The 16,857-nt window shown below is 68.1% G+C and carries 18 protein-coding genes and 1 pseudogene; 9 read left to right on the top strand and 10 right to left on the bottom strand.

Annotation, left to right across the window (positions count from 1 at the left end):
- Positions 1-223 precede the first annotated feature (223 nt).
- Both purB and D180_RS02185 read right to left on the bottom strand, forming a co-directional pair.
- The gene (purB, locus tag D180_RS02190) at positions 224-1,591 is read right to left on the bottom strand and encodes an adenylosuccinate lyase (protein ID WP_017908117.1); all 1,368 of its coding nucleotides are present in this window, start codon (positions 1,589-1,591) and stop codon (positions 224-226) included.
- 36 nt (positions 1,592-1,627) lie between these two features.
- Positions 1,628-2,947, bottom strand: a complete 1,320-nt coding sequence (locus D180_RS02185; protein ID WP_017911492.1) for a hemolysin family protein — start codon at positions 2,945-2,947, stop codon at positions 1,628-1,630.
- A 164-nt stretch (positions 2,948-3,111) separates the two neighbouring features.
- Here D180_RS02185 and D180_RS23730 point away from each other — a divergent pair, with 164 nt between their 5' ends.
- The 3 genes from D180_RS23730 to D180_RS02175 all read left to right on the top strand — a co-directional run bounded on the left by D180_RS23730 (position 3,112) and on the right by D180_RS02175 (position 6,172).
- Complete coding sequence (locus D180_RS23730) at positions 3,112-3,348, top strand: hypothetical protein (RefSeq protein ID WP_152238378.1); 237 nt, start codon at positions 3,112-3,114, stop codon at positions 3,346-3,348.
- Positions 3,345-4,349 (top strand): YiiG family protein, encoded by a 1,005-nt coding sequence (locus tag D180_RS02180; protein ID WP_043090328.1) that lies wholly within the window; start codon positions 3,345-3,347, stop codon positions 4,347-4,349. The genes D180_RS23730 and D180_RS02180 overlap by 4 nt, the downstream gene beginning before the upstream one ends.
- A gap of 389 nt (positions 4,350-4,738) precedes the next feature.
- Positions 4,739-6,172 (top strand): class II fumarate hydratase, encoded by a 1,434-nt coding sequence (locus D180_RS02175; protein WP_043090326.1) that lies wholly within the window; start codon positions 4,739-4,741, stop codon positions 6,170-6,172.
- A gap of 217 nt (positions 6,173-6,389) precedes the next feature.
- Here D180_RS02175 and D180_RS02170 read toward each other — a convergent pair whose 3' ends face one another.
- Positions 6,390-6,830 (bottom strand): hypothetical protein, encoded by a 441-nt coding sequence (locus D180_RS02170; RefSeq protein ID WP_017908113.1) that lies wholly within the window; start codon positions 6,828-6,830, stop codon positions 6,390-6,392.
- A gap of 79 nt (positions 6,831-6,909) precedes the next feature.
- Positions 6,910-8,277: a PLP-dependent aminotransferase family protein gene (locus D180_RS02165; protein ID WP_017911489.1), complete on the bottom strand. Its 1,368-nt coding sequence runs from the start codon at positions 8,275-8,277 to the stop codon at positions 6,910-6,912.
- Between the two features lie 161 nt (positions 8,278-8,438).
- Here D180_RS02165 and D180_RS02160 point away from each other — a divergent pair, with 161 nt between their 5' ends.
- Entirely contained in the window at positions 8,439-9,302 is an 864-nt protein-coding gene (locus tag D180_RS02160) for a DMT family transporter (protein ID WP_043090331.1), read from the top strand.
- 100 nt (positions 9,303-9,402) lie between these two features.
- Here the strand turns inward: D180_RS02160 and D180_RS02155 are convergent, their stop codons facing one another.
- Genes D180_RS02155 through D180_RS22735 form a run of 6 tightly spaced genes read right to left on the bottom strand, consistent with a single transcriptional unit; the run spans position 9,403 to position 13,348 of the window.
- Entirely contained in the window at positions 9,403-9,963 is a 561-nt protein-coding gene (locus D180_RS02155) for a DUF2884 family protein (RefSeq protein WP_017911487.1), read from the bottom strand.
- Positions 9,964-10,008: 45 nt separating this feature from the next.
- On the bottom strand, positions 10,009-10,830 hold the full coding sequence (locus tag D180_RS02150; RefSeq protein ID WP_017908109.1) for a DUF2807 domain-containing protein: 822 nt from the start codon (positions 10,828-10,830) through the stop codon (positions 10,009-10,011).
- Positions 10,831-10,873: 43 nt separating this feature from the next.
- The gene (locus D180_RS02145; RefSeq protein WP_043090325.1) at positions 10,874-11,866 is read right to left on the bottom strand and encodes a hypothetical protein; all 993 of its coding nucleotides are present in this window, start codon (positions 11,864-11,866) and stop codon (positions 10,874-10,876) included.
- On the bottom strand, positions 11,863-12,744 hold the full coding sequence (locus D180_RS02140; RefSeq protein ID WP_017911485.1) for an ABC transporter ATP-binding protein: 882 nt from the start codon (positions 12,742-12,744) through the stop codon (positions 11,863-11,865). The genes D180_RS02145 and D180_RS02140 overlap by 4 nt, the downstream gene beginning before the upstream one ends.
- Complete coding sequence (locus D180_RS02135) at positions 12,741-13,103, bottom strand: GntR family transcriptional regulator (RefSeq protein WP_017908106.1); 363 nt, start codon at positions 13,101-13,103, stop codon at positions 12,741-12,743. Before D180_RS02135 ends, D180_RS02140 begins: the two co-directional genes overlap by 4 nt.
- Positions 13,104-13,105: 2 nt before the next feature.
- Positions 13,106-13,348 (bottom strand): hypothetical protein, encoded by a 243-nt coding sequence (locus D180_RS22735; protein ID WP_010344229.1) that lies wholly within the window; start codon positions 13,346-13,348, stop codon positions 13,106-13,108.
- A gap of 129 nt (positions 13,349-13,477) precedes the next feature.
- On the opposite strand from D180_RS22735, the gene D180_RS02130 reads away from it, so the two are divergent.
- From D180_RS02130 to D180_RS22730, 5 genes and pseudogenes are all read left to right on the top strand, one after another.
- A complete protein-coding gene (locus tag D180_RS02130) occupies positions 13,478-14,044 on the top strand; it encodes a glutathione peroxidase (RefSeq protein ID WP_017911484.1) in 567 nt (188 codons plus the stop codon).
- Positions 14,045-14,144: 100 nt separating this feature from the next.
- On the top strand, positions 14,145-15,095 hold the full coding sequence (locus tag D180_RS02125; RefSeq protein ID WP_017911483.1) for an FKBP-type peptidyl-prolyl cis-trans isomerase: 951 nt from the start codon (positions 14,145-14,147) through the stop codon (positions 15,093-15,095).
- 15 nt (positions 15,096-15,110) lie between these two features.
- Complete coding sequence (locus D180_RS02120; RefSeq protein WP_017908103.1) at positions 15,111-16,457, top strand: UDP-glucose/GDP-mannose dehydrogenase family protein; 1,347 nt, start codon at positions 15,111-15,113, stop codon at positions 16,455-16,457.
- Complete coding sequence (locus tag D180_RS02115; RefSeq protein WP_017908102.1) at positions 16,447-16,683, top strand: SlyX family protein; 237 nt, start codon at positions 16,447-16,449, stop codon at positions 16,681-16,683. Before D180_RS02120 ends, D180_RS02115 begins: the two co-directional genes overlap by 11 nt.
- Before the next feature lie 27 nt (positions 16,684-16,710).
- Positions 16,711-16,857, top strand: a pseudogene (locus D180_RS22730) (DUF2058 domain-containing protein); the annotation flags it as partial.

The raw sequence follows: 16,857 nt of genomic DNA, 5'->3' as shown, positions 1-16,857 counted from the left end.
CGCCGGCCGACGGCGCCGCCGCGATCGGCGGCGCGGCCTGCATGACCACGGTGCGCGGGGCGGCGGTGTGCGCGCCATCGCCGGCCGGCGGGCGTGGCGCCTGCGCGCAGCCGGCCAGGACCAGCAGCGGTAACACAAACAACGGGGTGGGTCTCATCGCGGGACTCTGCTGTAAGCCACCAGCATGCCCCCGGCCGATTAACCCAGGATGGACGAACCTAGCTCAGACGCCGCGCGCCAGCCGCTCGGCGAGGCCGACGTAGCCGCCCGGGGTCAGCTCGCGCAGGCGCTGCTTGGCGTCCTCGGGCAGGTCCAGGGTCTCGACGAAGGCGCGCATCGAGTCGGCGGTGATGCCCTGGCCGCGGGTCAGTGCCTTGAGCTGCTCGTAGGGATTGGGCAGGCCGTGGCGGCGCATCACCGTCTGCACGGCTTCGGCCAGCACTTCCCAGGCCGCGTCCAGGTCGGCGTCCAGGCGCTCCGGGTTCACGGTCAGCTTGCCCAGGCCCTTGGCCAGCGAGTCCAGCGCCACCTGGGTATGGCCGAAGGCGGTGCCGAGCGCGCGCAGCACGGTGGAGTCGGTGAGGTCGCGCTGCCAGCGGCTGATCGGCAGCTTGGCCGAGAAGTGCTCGAACAGGGCGTTGGCGATGCCGAAGTTGCCTTCGGCGTTCTCGAAGTCGATCGGGTTGACCTTGTGCGGCATGGTCGAGGAGCCGACTTCGCCTTCCTTGAGCTTCTGCTTGAAGTAGCCCAGCGAGATGTAGCCCCAGATGTCGCGCGCCAGGTCGATCAGCACGGTGTTGGCGCGGCGGGTGGCGTCGCCCAGTTCGGCGACGTTGTCGTGCGGCTCGATCTGGGTGGTGTAGGGGTTGAACACCAGGCCCAGGCTTTCCACGAAACGCTGCGCGAAGCCCGGCCAGTCGACGTCCGGGTAGCTGGCGACGTGGGCGTTGTAGTTGCCGACCGCGCCGTTGATCTTGCCGGTCAGCTCGACCGCGGCGATCTGCCGGCGCTGGCGCTCGAGGCGGGCGACCACGTTGGCGATCTCCTTGCCCAGGGTGGTCGGCGAGGCGGTCTGGCCGTGGGTGCGCGACAGCATCGGCTGCGCGGCCTGCGCATGGGCCAGCGCGCGCAGCGTGGCGATCACCGCGTCCAGGGTCGGCAGCAGCACCTCGCGCCGGGCCTGCTCCAGCATCAGCCCGTAGCTGAGGTTGTTGATGTCCTCGCTGGTGCAGGCGAAATGCACGAACTCCAGGGCCGGGCCGAGTTCGGCGTCGTCCTTGAGCTGCTCCTTGATGAAGTACTCCACCGCCTTGACGTCGTGGTTGGTGGTGCGCTCGATCTGCTTGACCCGCGCCGCGTGCTCCACGCCGAAGCCCTCGGCCAGCGCGCGCAGGCGTTGCGCCGCCGCCGGCGAGAACGCGGCCAGTTCGCCGATGCCCGGCTCGGCGCCCAGCGCCAGCAGCCATTCGATCTCCACCTTCACCCGCGCCTTGATCAGGCCGTATTCGGAGAAGATCGGCCGCAGGGCGTCGACCTTGCCGGCATAGCGGCCATCGAGCGGGGACAGGGCGAGCAGGGCGGAATCGGACATGGCGGGGCGTGGGGTGGTGTCGGCGGGGGCGCCATTCTACGTCGGCGCGGCCTCGGCCGGCGCCAGGCGTACCGTCACCGCCTGGATGCGGTGCCCGGCCATGCGCTTGACCGTGAACAGGTGACCGTCGATCTCCAACTGCTCGCCTTCCTCGGGCAGCCGCTGCAACTGGTGCACGATCAGCCCGCCGACCGAGTTGAGGTGCTCCGGCGCGCGCAGGTCGCGGCCGAGCAGGCGTTCGAGGCGGAAGATCGAGGTCGAGCCGGCCACCAGCACGCTGCCGTCGGCGCCGCGGGTCGGCGCGTCCTTGACCACGTGCGGGTGCTCGTCCTCGATGTCGCCGACCACCACTTCCAGAAGGTCTTCCAGGGTGAAGTAGCCGAGGATGCGGCCGTGCTCGTCCACGCACAGCGCCATGTGCGTGGTACCGGTGCGGAAGCGCTCCAGCACCAGCGGCACCGGCGTTTCCAGTGCGATCAGGTTCGCCGGGCGCAGCAGCGGACGCAGGTCGTCGCTGCGGCGGCCGCGGGCGATCTCCACCAGCAGGTCCTTCATGTGCAGGATGCCCAGCACCTGCTCGCCGTCGCGGTCGAACCACGGATAGCGGCTGTAGCGGCTGTCGGCGAACTCGGCCATCACCGCGTCCAGCGCCATGCCTTCGCGGAACCCGCGCAGATGGTCGCGCGCGCGCATCAGATCGCCGGCCACCAGTTCCGGCAGCTCCAAGGCATGGCTCATCAGGGTCAGTTCGTGATCCGGCGCACCGCCTGCGGGTTGCTGGCGGCCGACGATCAGCTTCAGTTCCTCGCGCGAATAGCGATGCGAGGTGTGCTCCACATCGCCCCAGCCCGCGGCCTTCAGCAGCGCGTTGGCGCTGGTGTTGAGCAGCCAGATCGCCGGATACATCGCCCAGTAGAACAGGTACAGCGGTGCGGCGGTCCACAGCGACATGCGCTCCGGGCGGCGGATCGCCATCGACTTCGGGGCCAGTTCGCCCAGCACGATGTGCAGGAACGAGATGACGCTGAAGGCGATGACGAAGGCGCTCAGGCGCGCCGCCTCTTCGCTCAGCCCCAGCAGGTCGAACAGCGGCTGCAGCAGGTGCGCGAAGGCCGGCTCGCCGACCCAGCCCAGGCCCAGCGAGGACAGGGTGATGCCGAGCTGGCAGGCCGACAGGTAGGCGTCGAGGTGGCCGTGCACGTTGAGCAGCAGGCGGCCGCGCCAACCGTGGTGCTCGGCCAGGCCCACAGCCTGCGTGTGGCGCAACTTGACCAAGGCGAACTCGGCGGCGACGAAGAAGCCGTTGAGCAGCACCAGCAGCATCGCCAACGCCAGCAGCAGGAGGTTGCCGATCATGTGCGTTCCCCGGCGCGCGCCGCTGGCGCGTCATGGCGCCGGGCGGGAGGGGTGGAAACGGCGGGGTGCGTGGTCCGGCGCGGCGTGCGCCGGCATCTACAGTCTGAATCGTCGCCCATGGCGGCGTGAGAGTTCCATCGTGATACGTCGCCGCAGTCTAGCCGATGCACTGCGTCGCCGCCGCAGGCGCGCGCCATCTCGCGCAGTCCGTCACAGGCAAAGCGTCGCCAACGAATACCGTGGAAGGACGCGCAACCGCTGTTGCGAATCCCCACTCCCCACTCCCCGGCTTTTCAGCAGCCGAATGGCTGATCATCCCCGCACTCAACCATCACGCCGCGACGATCTTTTCGTTTGCTAGACTTTCTGTAACCGTTTTCAATCTCGATATTCCCCCATGAAATCTTCCTTGCGTCTGGCGGCGCTGGCCGCCGCTGTGTCCGTTTTTCTCACCGCCTGCGGTGGCAAGCCTGCGGCGACAACGGCCGGTTCCGATGCCAGTGCCGGTGCCAACCATGCATCCGCCGATGCCGGCGCCAGCGACGCGGACCAGGCGCTGACCGGCAAACTCAACGCCTACATCGAATGCTTCAACAAGGTCGATGGGCGCATCCACGAAGGCGCGCAGCAGTACGTGCGCTGGATGGCCGACCCCAAGGCCGGCCCCACCGGCAAGGAAACCAGCGTGTACGGGCCCGCCCCGATCGACGAGTACGCGATGAAGCTGTGCGATGCGCCGATGACCGAGGCGATCGCAGCCAAGCCGTCGCTGCCTGCGCTGGATGCCGCGGCGAAGCGCTATCTGGCCGCCTTGAAGACGCTGCAGCCGCTGGCCAACCAGGCGCGCGACTACTACGACCGCGAGGACTACCAGGACGACCAGTTCGCCAAGGGCAAGCAACTGCATGCGCCGCTGATGGCCGCGCTGTCCGAATTCCACGAGGCCAGCGAGGCCTTCAGCCACGAACTGGAGGCGCAGAACGACGCCGCACAGCGCGAACAGCTGAAGGCGATGGAAAAGGCCGAGGGCCGCACCCGCGACTTCTATCGGTTGTCGATGATGCTCGAGGCCAAGGACATCGTCGGCCTGATGCAGGACGACGACTTCGACACCGCCAAGGCCACGGCATTGGTGGCCGGCTTCAACAGCCTGTCCGACGAGGCGCACGCCAAGGTCGCCAACCAGGAGCCGGGCAAGTCCGACTGGAGCGATTTCGAGACCGCGGCGGAGAACTTCCGCAAGGAATCCAAGGCGCGCATCAAGCGGGTGGCGGAGAAGATTCCGTACAGCGCATTCGAGCAGCGCTCGCTGGACAATCCGATCGTCGCGCCGGAAGGCTCGCCGGCACGCCTGATGAAGAGCTACAACGACCTGGTGTTCCAGAGCAATCGCCAGCGCTGAGCGTGCGGGCCGGCGGCGCATGCCGCTGGCCCCGTCGTGCCGTCGCCACGGCGGGGCGGCATGCCGTCGTCCCGTCTTTTGCCGACAAACGGGCGCGGTGTGCTCCTTCGGCAGCACGCCGCTGGTGCGCTTGCAGGGCGAGCATCATTCCGCGTACACGTTGCGGGTCTCAGTGGATCGATCCTCGATCATGGACGCCTGCCGACTTCGTCGGTCTGCCGCGCATCCCGAGCCTCCAGACATTCCTAACATCCGCCGGCGCACACTGCTGACGCCGGGCGCTGCGCCACGGATAATGCGCGCGCCAGCCGCAGTCCCGCCAGCCTGCCTCCCCGGACGTCCGACGAGGGCGCCGATGGATTCCCTTTTGCAGATGCGGAGATTGCGCGATGAGTGACACATTCAGGGTCGAACACGACAGCATGGGCGAACTGCAGGTGCCTGCAGAGGCCTTGTGGGGAGCGCAGACCCAGCGTGCGGTGCAGAACTTTCCGGTGTCCGGGCAGCCGATGCCACGCGGCTTCATCCGCGCGCTGGGCCTGATCAAGGCCGCCGCGGCCGGGGTCAACGCCGACCTGGACCTGCTGCCGAAGGCGGTCGCGAAGGCGATCCAGGCCGCGGCGCTGGAGGTGGCCGACGGCCGCCACGACGCGCACTTCCCGATCGACATCTACCAGACCGGGTCCGGCACCTCGTCGAACATGAACGCCAACGAGGTCATTGCCACGCTGGCCAACCGCGCCGCCAAGGGCGAGGGCAAGAACGGCAGCAAGACACGGCCGGCGGTGCATCCCAACGACCACGTCAACCTCGGCCAGAGTTCCAACGACGTGGTCCCCACCGCGATCCGCGTCGCTGCGTTGCTCGCGGCGCGCGAGCATCTGCTGCCGTCGCTCAAGCACCTGCGCAAGACGATCGACAAGCGCGCCAAGCAGTTGCAGGGTGTGGTCAAGACCGGGCGCACCCATCTGATGGACGCGATGCCGCTGACCTTCGGCCAGGAGTTCGGTGCCTGGTCGGCGCAGCTGGTGTCGGCGCAGGCGCGCATCGACGACAGCCTCAAGCGCCTGCGCCGGCTGCCGCTGGGCGGCACCGCCATCGGCACCGGCATCAACGCCGATCCGCGCTTCGGCGGCAAGGTCGCCAAGGCGTTGTCGGCGCTGACCGACCATACCTTCGAGAGCGCCGAGAACAAGTTCGAGGGCCTGGCCGCGCAGGACGATGCGGTGGAACTGTCCGGCCAGCTCAACGCGCTGGCGGTGGCGCTGATCAAGATCGCCAACGACCTGCGCTGGATGAACGCCGGGCCGCTGGCCGGCCTCGGCGAGATCGAGTTGCCTGCGCTGCAGCCGGGCAGCTCGATCATGCCGGGCAAGGTCAATCCGGTGATTCCCGAAGCCACGGTGATGGCCTGCGCGCAGGTCATCGGCCACCACACCGCGATCACCGTGGCCGGGCAGACCGGCAACTTCCAGTTGAACGTGACCCTGCCGCTGATCGCGGCGAACCTGCTGGACTCGATCCAGTTGCTGGGCAACGTGTCGGTGCTGCTGGCCGATTCGGCGATCGCCGGCCTCAAGGTGCGCGAGGAGCGGGTACGCGAGGCGCTGAACCGCAATCCGATCCTGGTGACCGCGCTGAATCCGATCATCGGCTACGAGAAGGCCGCGGCGATCGCCAAGCGTGCCTACAAGGAGAACCGGCCGGTGCTGGAGGTGGCCAGGGAGGACAGCGGCCTCGGCGAGGACGAACTGCGCCGGCTGCTGGACCCTGCCGCACTGACCGAGGGCGGCATCCATGCCGGCGCGGGGGGCGGCGGCTGAGCCATCACGGAGCGCATGCTGGCGGTTGAATGTGGCAGCAGTCGGGACTGAAGTCCCTCCCACATCGCGCCCAGACACCTCATCGCAAGCTGCGTAGGAGCAGCTTCAGCCGCGACGGGCCTTCCCGGTAAAGCCCATCGCGGCTGAAGCCGCTCCTAAAGGAAGGGACCAACTCTTACTGAGGGCTCTCATGCCGGCGCCCGCGCGCCGGCACGTCTCAGCGGCGTTCGGCCTGCAGGTTGCCGAAACTGTCGCGATACGGCTGCAACGAGGGAATGTCGCGCAGCACGGCCGTCTGCGCTTCGGTGATCTCCGGGGTCGGCGCGAAGCCCACCGAGCGCATGTTCGGGTCCGGCGCCGCGGTCTCCAGGGTGCGCTGGCGCTGCATCTGCAGGTGCATGAACAACTGCTGCAGTTCGGTGCGCTGCGCGGCGGGCAGCGGCAGTTCGATGTCGTCGATGCGCAGGCTGCCGTCGGGCCCGATGGTGGCATTGGCGGCCGGGGCGCGGCGCAGCATCACGTTCATGCTGTCCACCGCCACCCGCGGCTTGCTGCGCTCGGCGCGCGAGGAGGTGGTCTCGCCGCCGCGTCCGCCGCAGGCGGCGAGCAGCAGGCATAACGACAGCAGCGAGAACCAGGCGAACAGCGTCTTCTTCATGGAGGCGATGCAGTGGGGGAGTGCGGGCATTCTAGAACGTGCGGCGGCTGCGGTCGTGGCGAGGCGCGCTGGCCGCGCATCAGCGGCGTGAGGTCGAAGCGGACTGCATGGCGCGCGCGAGCACGCTGAACATCCGTTCGTCGGTGGATTGCGCGACGTTGAAACGCAGGAAATCGCCTGCGCTCAACGACTGGCTGAAGGCATTGCCCGGCGCCAGCACCACGCCTTCCTGCAGGCAGGCGTGCGCGATCGCTGCGGCCTCCATGCCCGCGGGCAGCCTGCACCAAAGGAACAGGCCGGCCCGCGGAATCAGCCAGGGTCGGATGCCGAGACCCTGGAGTCGCTCTACCGTCCTGGCCATCTGCTCCGCCAGGCGCCGCCGCAAGGTCTCCAGATGCCGGCGGTAGCCGCTGTCGGTCAGGGCGATCCGCACGGCCTCGGCCGCCAGCCGGCCGCCGCCGAAGCTGGTGGCGATCTTCAGGTCGGCGAGGCTTTCGATCCAGTCGCCACGTGCGGCGATGTAGCCGCAACGCAGCGACGCCGACACCGTCTTGGAAAAGCTGCCGATCTGGATGACCCGCGCCAGACCGTCGAAGGCCGCCAGCCGCGGGGCGGGGCTGGTCTCGATGTCGGCGAAGATGTCGTCCTCGACGATCACCAGGTCCGAGCCCTCGGCCAGGAGCAGCAGCCGGTGCGCCGTCGCCGCGGACAGGGTCGCGCCGGTGGGGTTGTGGATCCCCGAATTGGTGATGTACAGCCGCGGCGCATGCGCCCGCAGCGCCGCTTCGAAGTGCGCCACGTCCGGTCCGTTCGGCGTATAGGGCACGCCCACGACCTGCACGCGATGCGCCTTGAGCAAGGCATGGAAATTGAAGTAGCACGGGTCGTCGACCAGCACCGTGTCGCCGGGCGAGAGCAGGAAACGGCCGATCAGGTCGATCGCATGCGTGCCCGATTCGGCGAGCAGGATCTGTTCGGGCGGCGCCTGCACGCCATTGCCCGCCAGCCGTCGCGACAGGAACTGGCGCAAGCCGGGGTGGCCCAGGGGCGTGGCGTACTCGGTCAGTTCCTGCGTGTCGGCGCGCGCCAGCGTGCGCAGTGCGCGACGCATGCCCGCGCCGTACAGCCATTCGGGTGGCAGCCAGCCGCAGCCGGGCTTGAGCATGCGCGCATCCGCTTCCAGCGACTGCCGCGATACCCACAGCGGATCGATCTGCCGGTCGAGCTTCGGGCCGAGTTGCGCCAGCGCCAGTGGGGCCACCGACCCGGCCACATAGAAGCCCGACCCTGGGCGTGCCGCGATCGCGCCCTCGGCCGCCAGCCGCTCGTAGGCTTCCACCACCGTCGACACCGACACCCGCAGCGCGCGCGCCTGCGCGCGCACGGAGGGCAGGCGCGCTCCCGGCAGGCTGGTGCGGTTGGCGATGCGGGCGCGGATGTCGGCCATCACCGCATCGATGCGCGTGCCGGGTGCTACGGGTCTGTCCACTGTCGTCAGCTGTACTGGGTCTTGAGCCATAACAGTACTGCGAAACCGTATTGGATCGTATCTGGCCGTGTCGGTCCCACGAGGCGTCTACTGCAACGGCGATGCAGAAGGAGACGCGCATGGAAAAAACCACCGGTGGCTGGATCAATGGATGTATCGGCGTGATGATTTTTGCGGGGTCGTTGCCCGCAACGCGCGTCGCGGTCGCCGATTTCTCCCCCGTGTTCCTGACCTGCGCCCGCGCCAGCATTGCCGCCGCGCTGGGGCTGGCGCTCCTGCTCGGGTTTCGGCAACCGCGTCCGCGCCGCGCCGAACTCCCCGCCCTGGCGATGACGGCGCTGGGGGTCGTGGCCGGATTTCCCCTGCTGACCGCACTGGCGCTGCAGCATGTGACCTCGGCGCATTCCATCGTGTTCGTGGGCCTGCTGCCGTTGTGCACCGCCGTCTTCGCCGTGTTGCGCGCCGGCGAACGCCCGCGTCCACCGTTCTGGGTGTTCTCGCTGGCCGGTGCCTGCAGCGTCGTCGGCTATGCGGCGATCGGCGGGATCGACGCCTCGTGGCAGGGCGATCTGCTGATGCTGGCCGCGGTGGTGCTGTGTGGGCTGGGCTATGCGGAGGGCGCGCGCCTGTCGCGCACGCTGGGCGGATGGCAGGTCATCTGTTGGGCGCTGGTGCTGTCGCTGCCGCTGATGGTGTCCCTGGCCTTGCTGACGCAGCCCGCGTCGTTCGGCACCGTGCGCATGCCGGCATGGCTTGGCCTGGGCTATGTCTCGCTGTTCAGCATGTTGATCGGCTTCGTGTTCTGGTACCGCGGCCTGGCGCAAGGCGGGATCGCGGCGGTCGGGCAACTGCAGTTGTTCCAGCCCTTCATCGGCTTGGGCCTGGCCGCGCTGCTGCTGCACGAAACCGTGAGCTGGAGGATGCTGGCGGTGACCCTGGTCGCGATGGTCTGCGTGGCCGGCGCGAAACACTACGCCCGCTGAGACCGCGACCCGCCCGGCAGGCGTTTGCACGACTGCGGGGTGGAGCGCGGACTCAGCGGGCGCTCGTGGACGATGGTCGCGGCAGCGTGGCTGCCGCCGATTACGCGGCCGAGTGCTTGCAGTCGCTGACGTCGCTGTCGTCGAGGGTGGAGTAGGGGCGGAACGCCGGCACCTTCTGCATCAGCGCATCCTGCGCGGCGCGCAGCGCGGCGACCTGGTCGCAGATCTTCAGTGCCGCCTGCTTGATCTTGTCGGCCTGTGCCTCGACCTGCGCGCCGATGTGCTCGGTGTCGCCGCTGAGCACGCCGCTGATGGCATCGCCGGCCGCCTTCACGCCGAGTGCCGCGCCGGCCTTGCCGACTTCCACACCCTGCTTGCCGACCGCCTCGATCTGGCTGCGGTAGGCCAGCAACAGGCGCTGCTGCTCGGCGTCCAGCGCGACCGGCTTGCCGTCGATCAGCAGCTTGCCGTCGCGGGTGATGGTGGCCGGCGGCTGGCCATCGGCCTTCAGGGTGAGGTCGCCGTTGAGGAAGGTCAGGCTTTGCGCGCCGCCGTGATCGACCACGACGCGGTCGTCCGACGAGGCCGAGCGCTGGCAGGCGCTGAGCGAGAACAGCACGGCCAGGGCGACGCCGGCCAGGGACAGGGAACGGTACTGCATGGGCGCGTCCTCGTGTGGATGTTGAAGGAGAATCGGGCGGCAGGATCAGCGCGGCTTGGGCAGGTTGACGCTGCCACGCACGCCGCGGTGGGTGACGTCGCCGCTGCCGACCTTCTGCACGCTCAGGTTGCCGCCGACGGTGCCGACATCCAGGTCGCCGGAGCCCACGGTCTGTACCGCGACATTGCCGGTGACGTCGCGCAGTTGCACGTCGCCGGAGCCGACGCTGTCGACCTGCACGCTGCCGCGCACGCCGTGCACGGTCAGGTCGCCGGAGCCGACGGTGCCGACCTTGACGTCGCCGCCGACCTGGTCGGCCTTGACGTCGCCCGAGCCCAGCGTCGGCAGGGCCACGCTGCCGACATTGCGCAGTTCGATGTCGCCGGAGCCGACCGTGGCGCTGACCGCGCCGCGAATGTTCTGCGCGTGCAGGTCGCCGGAGCCGACCTTGGCGTCGAGCGAGGCCACGCCGCTGATCTCGGCGTCGCCGGAGCCCAGTTGCAGCTGCACTGGCAGGTTGGCGGGGATGCTGCCGGCCACGTTGAGGTAGGCGTAGCGGTTGCCGACGCTGATGCCGTGGATCTTGCCCTCGTGCTTCAGCGTCACCACCAGGGTGTCGCCGTCGTGGCGCTGGCGCAGGGTCAGCTCCTTGAGCATGTCGGCGTCGGAGGCGCAGGCACGGCCGCGCAGAGTGGAGTCGCCGCTGGCGCCGCTGAGCTTGAGGTCGTTCTGCTGCACGTCCAGCAGCACCGACTTGACCCCGGTCAGATCCAGCTTCAGTTCGCGCGGTTCGGAATACTTGCAGTCGTCGGCCATGGCGACGGCCGGCAGCGACAGCAGGGCACACAGGGCGAGGGTCTTGCGCATCGGAAAACTCCTTGCGGAAAAGGGAAGAGAGACGGAGGTGCGATCAGGCTTCGTCGCGCCAGCGGCGCACATAGATCGCGGCGACGATGAAGGCCACGCCGACCGCGGCGCCGATCCAGATGTCGGGGTCGCGGAACAGCACCCAGCTGTCGCCGAGATGGATCGCATTGACCAGATCCTGCGGACCGCTGATGTGGGTCGCGGCCACCTGCTCGTTCAGCACCGGACCCCAGCTGCCGGGCAGCACGCTGAGCAGGCCGCGGTAGACCACGGTGTACCAGATCAGGTTGTGGTTGACATCGAGCATCGGCAGGATGCCCATCATGCTGGCCATCACGCAGCCCAGGATCGGGATCAGCACCGCCCACAGGAACGGCTTGCTGCGCGCCCAGGCCGAGCACAGCATCAGCCAGCCGATCGCCGGCAGCGACCACAGCACCTGCACCGGCAGCGCGGCCAGGACCATGCCGATGATGCGCAGCGGGTGCGATTCGGTGAAGACCGCGGTGCTCTGCGGGATGCCGTTGACCGACAGGGTCAGGGCGGTGACCACCCACAGCGCCAGGCCGATCAGCAGGCCGATGCCGATCGCCAGAAGCGGCGCCAGCAACAGCGCCCAGGCGGCCTTGGACAGCACGGTGCCGGTGTCCGACAGCGGCAGCGACTTCCAGAACAGCACGCTGCGGTCGCGGCGGTCGTCGTACAGCGCGCCCAGCGCGTAGAAGAACACCACGAAGCCGACCACGATGCAGGCCAGGATCACCCCGGCGAGCATGGTGCCGTCGCCGACCGCGCCGATGATCTGGTGGGCGTTGTTGACCTGGCCTTCCCATTGCACATCGTTCAGACGTACGCCGCCGCCGTGGTTGCGGCCGGCGATGCTGCCGATGATCGACAGCACCGTGTACAGGGTGGCGACGATGCCGCCGGTGATGACCGGGGCCCACAGGAAACCGCCGCGGTGTTCCCAGAACTCGCGCTTGAGCAGCCACTTGAAGGTGGACACGGGAGAGATCGATTTGGCGGGAGCGTTCATGCGTAGGTGCCCTTCATGATGGCGACGAACAGGTCGGCCAGGCCGGGGGTGCGGGTTTCGCCGAGCGCGGCCAGCTGCGCCTGCGGCACGCCGTCATACAGGAATACCGACTTGCCGAACGGCAGGCCGCGTTCGTCGATCGGCTGCAGCGCGCGCGCCGCCTCGATGCGCTCGGCCGGCACCAGCAGTTCGGTGTAGCGGGTGGCCATGTGCTCCATGTCGGCGCTGAGCACGATGCGGCCGTCGCGGATGAACAGCACGTCGGTGAGGATGTGCTCGATCTCCTCCACCTGGTGGGTGGTGATGACGATGGTCTTCTGTTCGTCGAAGTAGTCTTCCAGCAGGCGCTGGTAGAACTCCTTGCGGTACAGGATGTCCAGGCCCAGGGTCGGCTCGTCCAGCACCAGCAGGCGCGCGTCGATCGCCATCACCAGGGCCAGGTGCAGCTGCACGATCATGCCCTTGGACATCTCGCGCACCCGCAGCTTGGGCGAGAGCTTGGTGTTGGCCAGAAAGCGCTCGCACTTGGCGCGATCGAAGCGCGGATGCACGCCGGCGACGAAGTCGATCGCCTCGCTCACCCGCATCCAGCGCGGCAGCACCGCCACGTCAGCGATGAAGCACACTTCGTTCATCAGCGCGTCGCGCTGCTTGCGCGGGTCCATGCCCAGCACGCGCAGTTCGCCTTCCACGGCGGTCAGGCCCAGCACCGCCTTCAGCGCGGTGGTCTTGCCGGCGCCGTTGGGGCCGATCAGGCCGACGATGCGGCCCGGCGCGATGGCGAAGGACGCATCGGCCAGCGCCGGCTTGTTGTTGTAGGTCTTGCGCAACCCCTGCGCGTAGACGACGGATTCGGATGCGGCGACAGCGGCAGTCATGGCGTTTTCCCCGGTGGCAACAAGTCTTGCAGTGTCAGGCCCAGGCGCTGGATGCGTTCCAGCACCAGAGGCCACTCTTCGTTGAGGAAGCGCTCGCGCTCGCTGCCGCGCAGCTTCTGCGCCGCTTCCTCGGTCATGAACATGCCCAGCCCGCGACGCTTCTCGACCAGGGCCTCGTCGGCCAGTTCCTGGTAGGCGCGCGAGACGGTGATCGGGTTGAGCTGGTACTCGGCGGCCACCTGGCGCACCGAGGGCAGGGCATCGCCGGGCTTGAGGATGCCGTCGAGCATCATCGCGATGACGCGCTCCTTCAGCTGGCGGTAGATCGGAGCGCCGTCGCTCCATTGGATATCGCTCATGGTCAGCTCCGTGGGCGCAGGGTGCGCGCGAAGGAGAAATAAGGCACGGACAGCGAAGCCCGCAGACGCCGCACCGCCGGGACGGTAGAAGGTGCGGCGCCGGCGGCGCTGTCGTCGTGCGGCGTGCTGGCGCCATAATCCAGCGGCCGTCCCTGGTGGCGTTGGGCGCCGATCCAGCTCGCGCAGAGCAGGGTGCCGACGATGACCAGGGCCGGAAGACTGCGCTGGAGGCGTTTTAGATTCATCGTGGGACCTGCTCTGGGTGAGTGGTGTTGTATTTAACTATAACACCGTTACACGGCATGTCAACACGCTGCGGACCCAACTTCCGACCTGGTCGCGTGCCACTTCCTTCTTCTTCTCGACGGTGCCCCATGAAACTTCACAAGCGTCTGTTTTTCCTCGCGATCCTGGCTGCTGCCGGCACCGTCGGCAGTGCCTGGGCCGGCTCCCTGCTGGACCGGGACTACCGCCCGCTGGCCGGCAAGGAGAAGGTGAACCTGAACAAGACCTACGGCGGCAAGGTGCTGCTGGTGGTCAACACCGCCAGCAAGTGCGGCTACACCCCGCAGTACGACGGCCTGGAGAAGCTGCAGCAGCAGTACGCGGCGCAGGGCTTCAGCGTGCTCGGCTTCCCGTCCAACGACTTCAAGGGCCAGGAGCCCGGATCGGAGAAGCAGATCCAGGAATTCTGCACGCTCACCTACGGGGTGAAGTTCCCGATGTTCGAGAAGGTGCACGTGATCGGCGACGAGGCGACGCCCCTGTACAAGCAACTGACCCAGGCCACCGGCGTGGCGCCGGGCTGGAATTTCCACAAGTATCTGATCGCGCGCGATGGGCGCGTGGTCGCGCAATTCCCGAGCAAGGTCACGCCGGACGATCCGGCCTTGCGCAGTGCCATCGAACGCGAACTGAAAGCGCAGCCGGCGTCGCACTGAAAGCGGGTCAACATCTCGGCCGCGCATGCGACAATGCCGGCCTCTGTCTGCGCCAGTTCGGCGCGTCCAGTTCACAGTTCACTTCCAGGGAAAGTAGCGAATGAAGATGGGAATGCGCGGCGCCGTGGCGTCGCTGGTGGTGGGGATGGCGATGGTCGCCGGTCACGCGTCCGCGCAGGCGCCGGCGGCCGGCGGCACGGCGACGACGCTGAGCACGGAGAAGCAGAAGGTCAGCTACGCGATCGGCATGGATGTGGCGCGTTCGTTCGAGCCCATCGCCCAGGACATCGACGTGGACGCGATGCAGCGCGCGATCGAGAACGCCTTCAAGCAGGGCAAGCCGCTGCTGTCCGATGAACAGACCCAGACCACCGATACCGCGCTGCGCACGCAGCTGGCCGCGCGCAACGGCCAGCCGGTGCCGGGCATGGCGCCGGGCACGCAGCCGCCGCCGGTGTCCAAGGAGAACGTGGGCCTGATGCTGGGCGACCGTGCGGTCGGTCCGTCGCTGGCGCGGATCCAGAACGACATCGATCTGCCGACGCTGATGGGCGCGGTGCGCACGGTGTTCGCCAAGGGCCAGACCGCGATGACCCAGGAGCAGGCGATGGCCACGCTGCAGGCCTTCGGTGCGTCCAAGCAGGCCGCGGTGGCGACCAAGAACAAGCAGGAAGGCAATGCCTTCCTGGCGCAGAACAAGAACCAGAAGGGCGTGATCACCACCCCGTCCGGCCTGCAGTACATGGTGCTTCGCGAAGGCAGCGGCGCGCGGCCCACGTCCAGCAGCAAGGTGCGAGTGAACTACGAGGGCAAGCTGCTCGACGGCACCGTCTTCGACAGCTCCTACAAGAACGGCCAGCCGGCCGAGTTCGCGCTGAACCAGGTCGTGCCGGGTTGGAGCGAGGGCGTGGCGCTGATGCCGGTGGGGTCCAAGTACCGCTTCTGGATTCCGTCCAATCTGGGCTACGGCCCGCAGGGAATGCCGGGCAGCCCGATCGGCCCGGATGCGATGTTGACCTTCGACGTGGAACTTTTGAACATCCTTCAATAACCGAAAGGAGATTACATGCGCGTAGCGATATTCGGCACCGGCTATGTCGGGCTCGTCACCGGAACCTGTCTGGCCGAAGTCGGCCACCATGTGGTGTGCGTAGACATCGACCAGGCCAAGGTGGATGGGCTCAACAAGGGCGTGGTCCCGATTTACGAGCCTGGCCTCTCGCCGATGGTCAAGGCCAATCACGCCGCACGGAGGCTGTTCTTCACCACCGATGCGGCCAGCGCCATCGCGCATGGGGATATCGTGTTCATCGCCGTCGGCACGCCGCCGGACGAGGACGGTAGCGCAGATCTGCAGTACGTGCTGGCGGTGGCTCGCACCATCGGCCAGCACATCCAGGGGCCGACCATCGTCGTCAACAAGTCGACGGTGCCGGTCGGCACCGCCGACAAGGTGCGCGCGGCGATCGCCGCCGAGCTGGAAGCGCGCGGCGAGGCGATCGAGTTCGACGTGGTCTCCAACCCGGAGTTCCTGAAGGAGGGCGATGCCGTCGCCGATTGCATGCGCCCGGACCGCATCGTCATCGGTAGCAGCAAGCCCGGCTCGGCCGCGCGCCTGCGTCGTCTGTACGCGCCGTTCAACCGCAACCACGACCGCATCGTGGAGATGGACGTGCGCTCGGCCGAACTGACCAAGTACGCGGCCAACGCGATGCTGGCGACCAAGATCAGTTTCATGAACGAGATCGCCAACATCGCCGAGCGGGTCGGTGCCGACGTGGAGAAGGTGCGCCAAGGCATCGGCTCGGATCCGCGCATCGGTTGGCACTTCATCTACCCGGGGGCCGGCTACGGCGGCTCGTGCTTCCCCAAGGACGTGCAGGCGCTGGCGCGCACCGCGCAGCAGGTCGGGCATGCGCCCCGGCTGCTGGATGCGGTGGAAGCGGTCAACGAGGCGCAGAAGGGCCATCTGTACGAGCTGATCCAGCGCCACTACGGTGCGGCGCAGTCGCTGAAGGGCAAGACCTTCGCGGTGTGGGGCCTGGCCTTCAAGCCCAACACCGACGACATGCGTGCCGCCTCCAGCCGCCGCCTGCTGGCGCAACTGTGGGAGGCGGGCGCGACGGTGCGTGCCTACGATCCGGAGGCGACCGACGAGGCCAAGCGCATCTTCGGCGAACGCGCCGATCTGCATTTCTGCGACGATGCCTTCGACGCGCTGGAAGGCGCCGATGCGCTGGCGGTGGTCACCGAGTGGAAGCAGTTCCGCAGCCCCGACTTCACCCGCATGAAGGAGCTGATCGGCGATGCGGTGGTGTTCGACGGCCGCAATCTCTACGATCCGCAGGAAATCGAGAGCTTCGGCCTGGCGTATTACGGCATCGGCCGCGGACGTTCGATCCATGCAGCATGATTTTTCCACCCAGGATCGGTTGCTGGAAAACCGCCTGATCGAGCTGGAAACGCGCCTCTCCTTCCAGGAGCAGGCGCTGTCGGAAATGAGCGATGCCCTGGCCGAAGCGCGTATCGAAAGCCAGCGCAACGCCGAGTTGCTGCGTCACCTGCTCGAAGATCTGGGCAAGGTGCGCAGCACGCTCTACGCCGATCCGGCCGATGAACCGCCGCCGCCGCATTACTGATCCCCCGAACCGACCGATGCCGTCCCGATGAGCGATACCCTCCGCGAGCAATTGCTGGGCCTGGGCTTCAAGCCCGCGCCGAAACCCGAACGCAAAGCCCCGCCTGCCGCGCCGCGGCCGCAGGGACGGCCGGGCCAGCGCCCGGCACCGGCCGGGGCGCGCGGTGAGCGCGCT

The sequence above is a fragment of the Xanthomonas sp. SHU 166 genome (genome assembly GCF_000364685.1).
GTDB classification, from domain to species: Bacteria; Pseudomonadota; Gammaproteobacteria; order Xanthomonadales; family Xanthomonadaceae; genus Xanthomonas_A; species Xanthomonas_A sontii.
The sequence above is the reverse complement of the archived record's forward strand: the minus strand, read 5'-3'. Positions and strand labels throughout refer to the sequence as shown.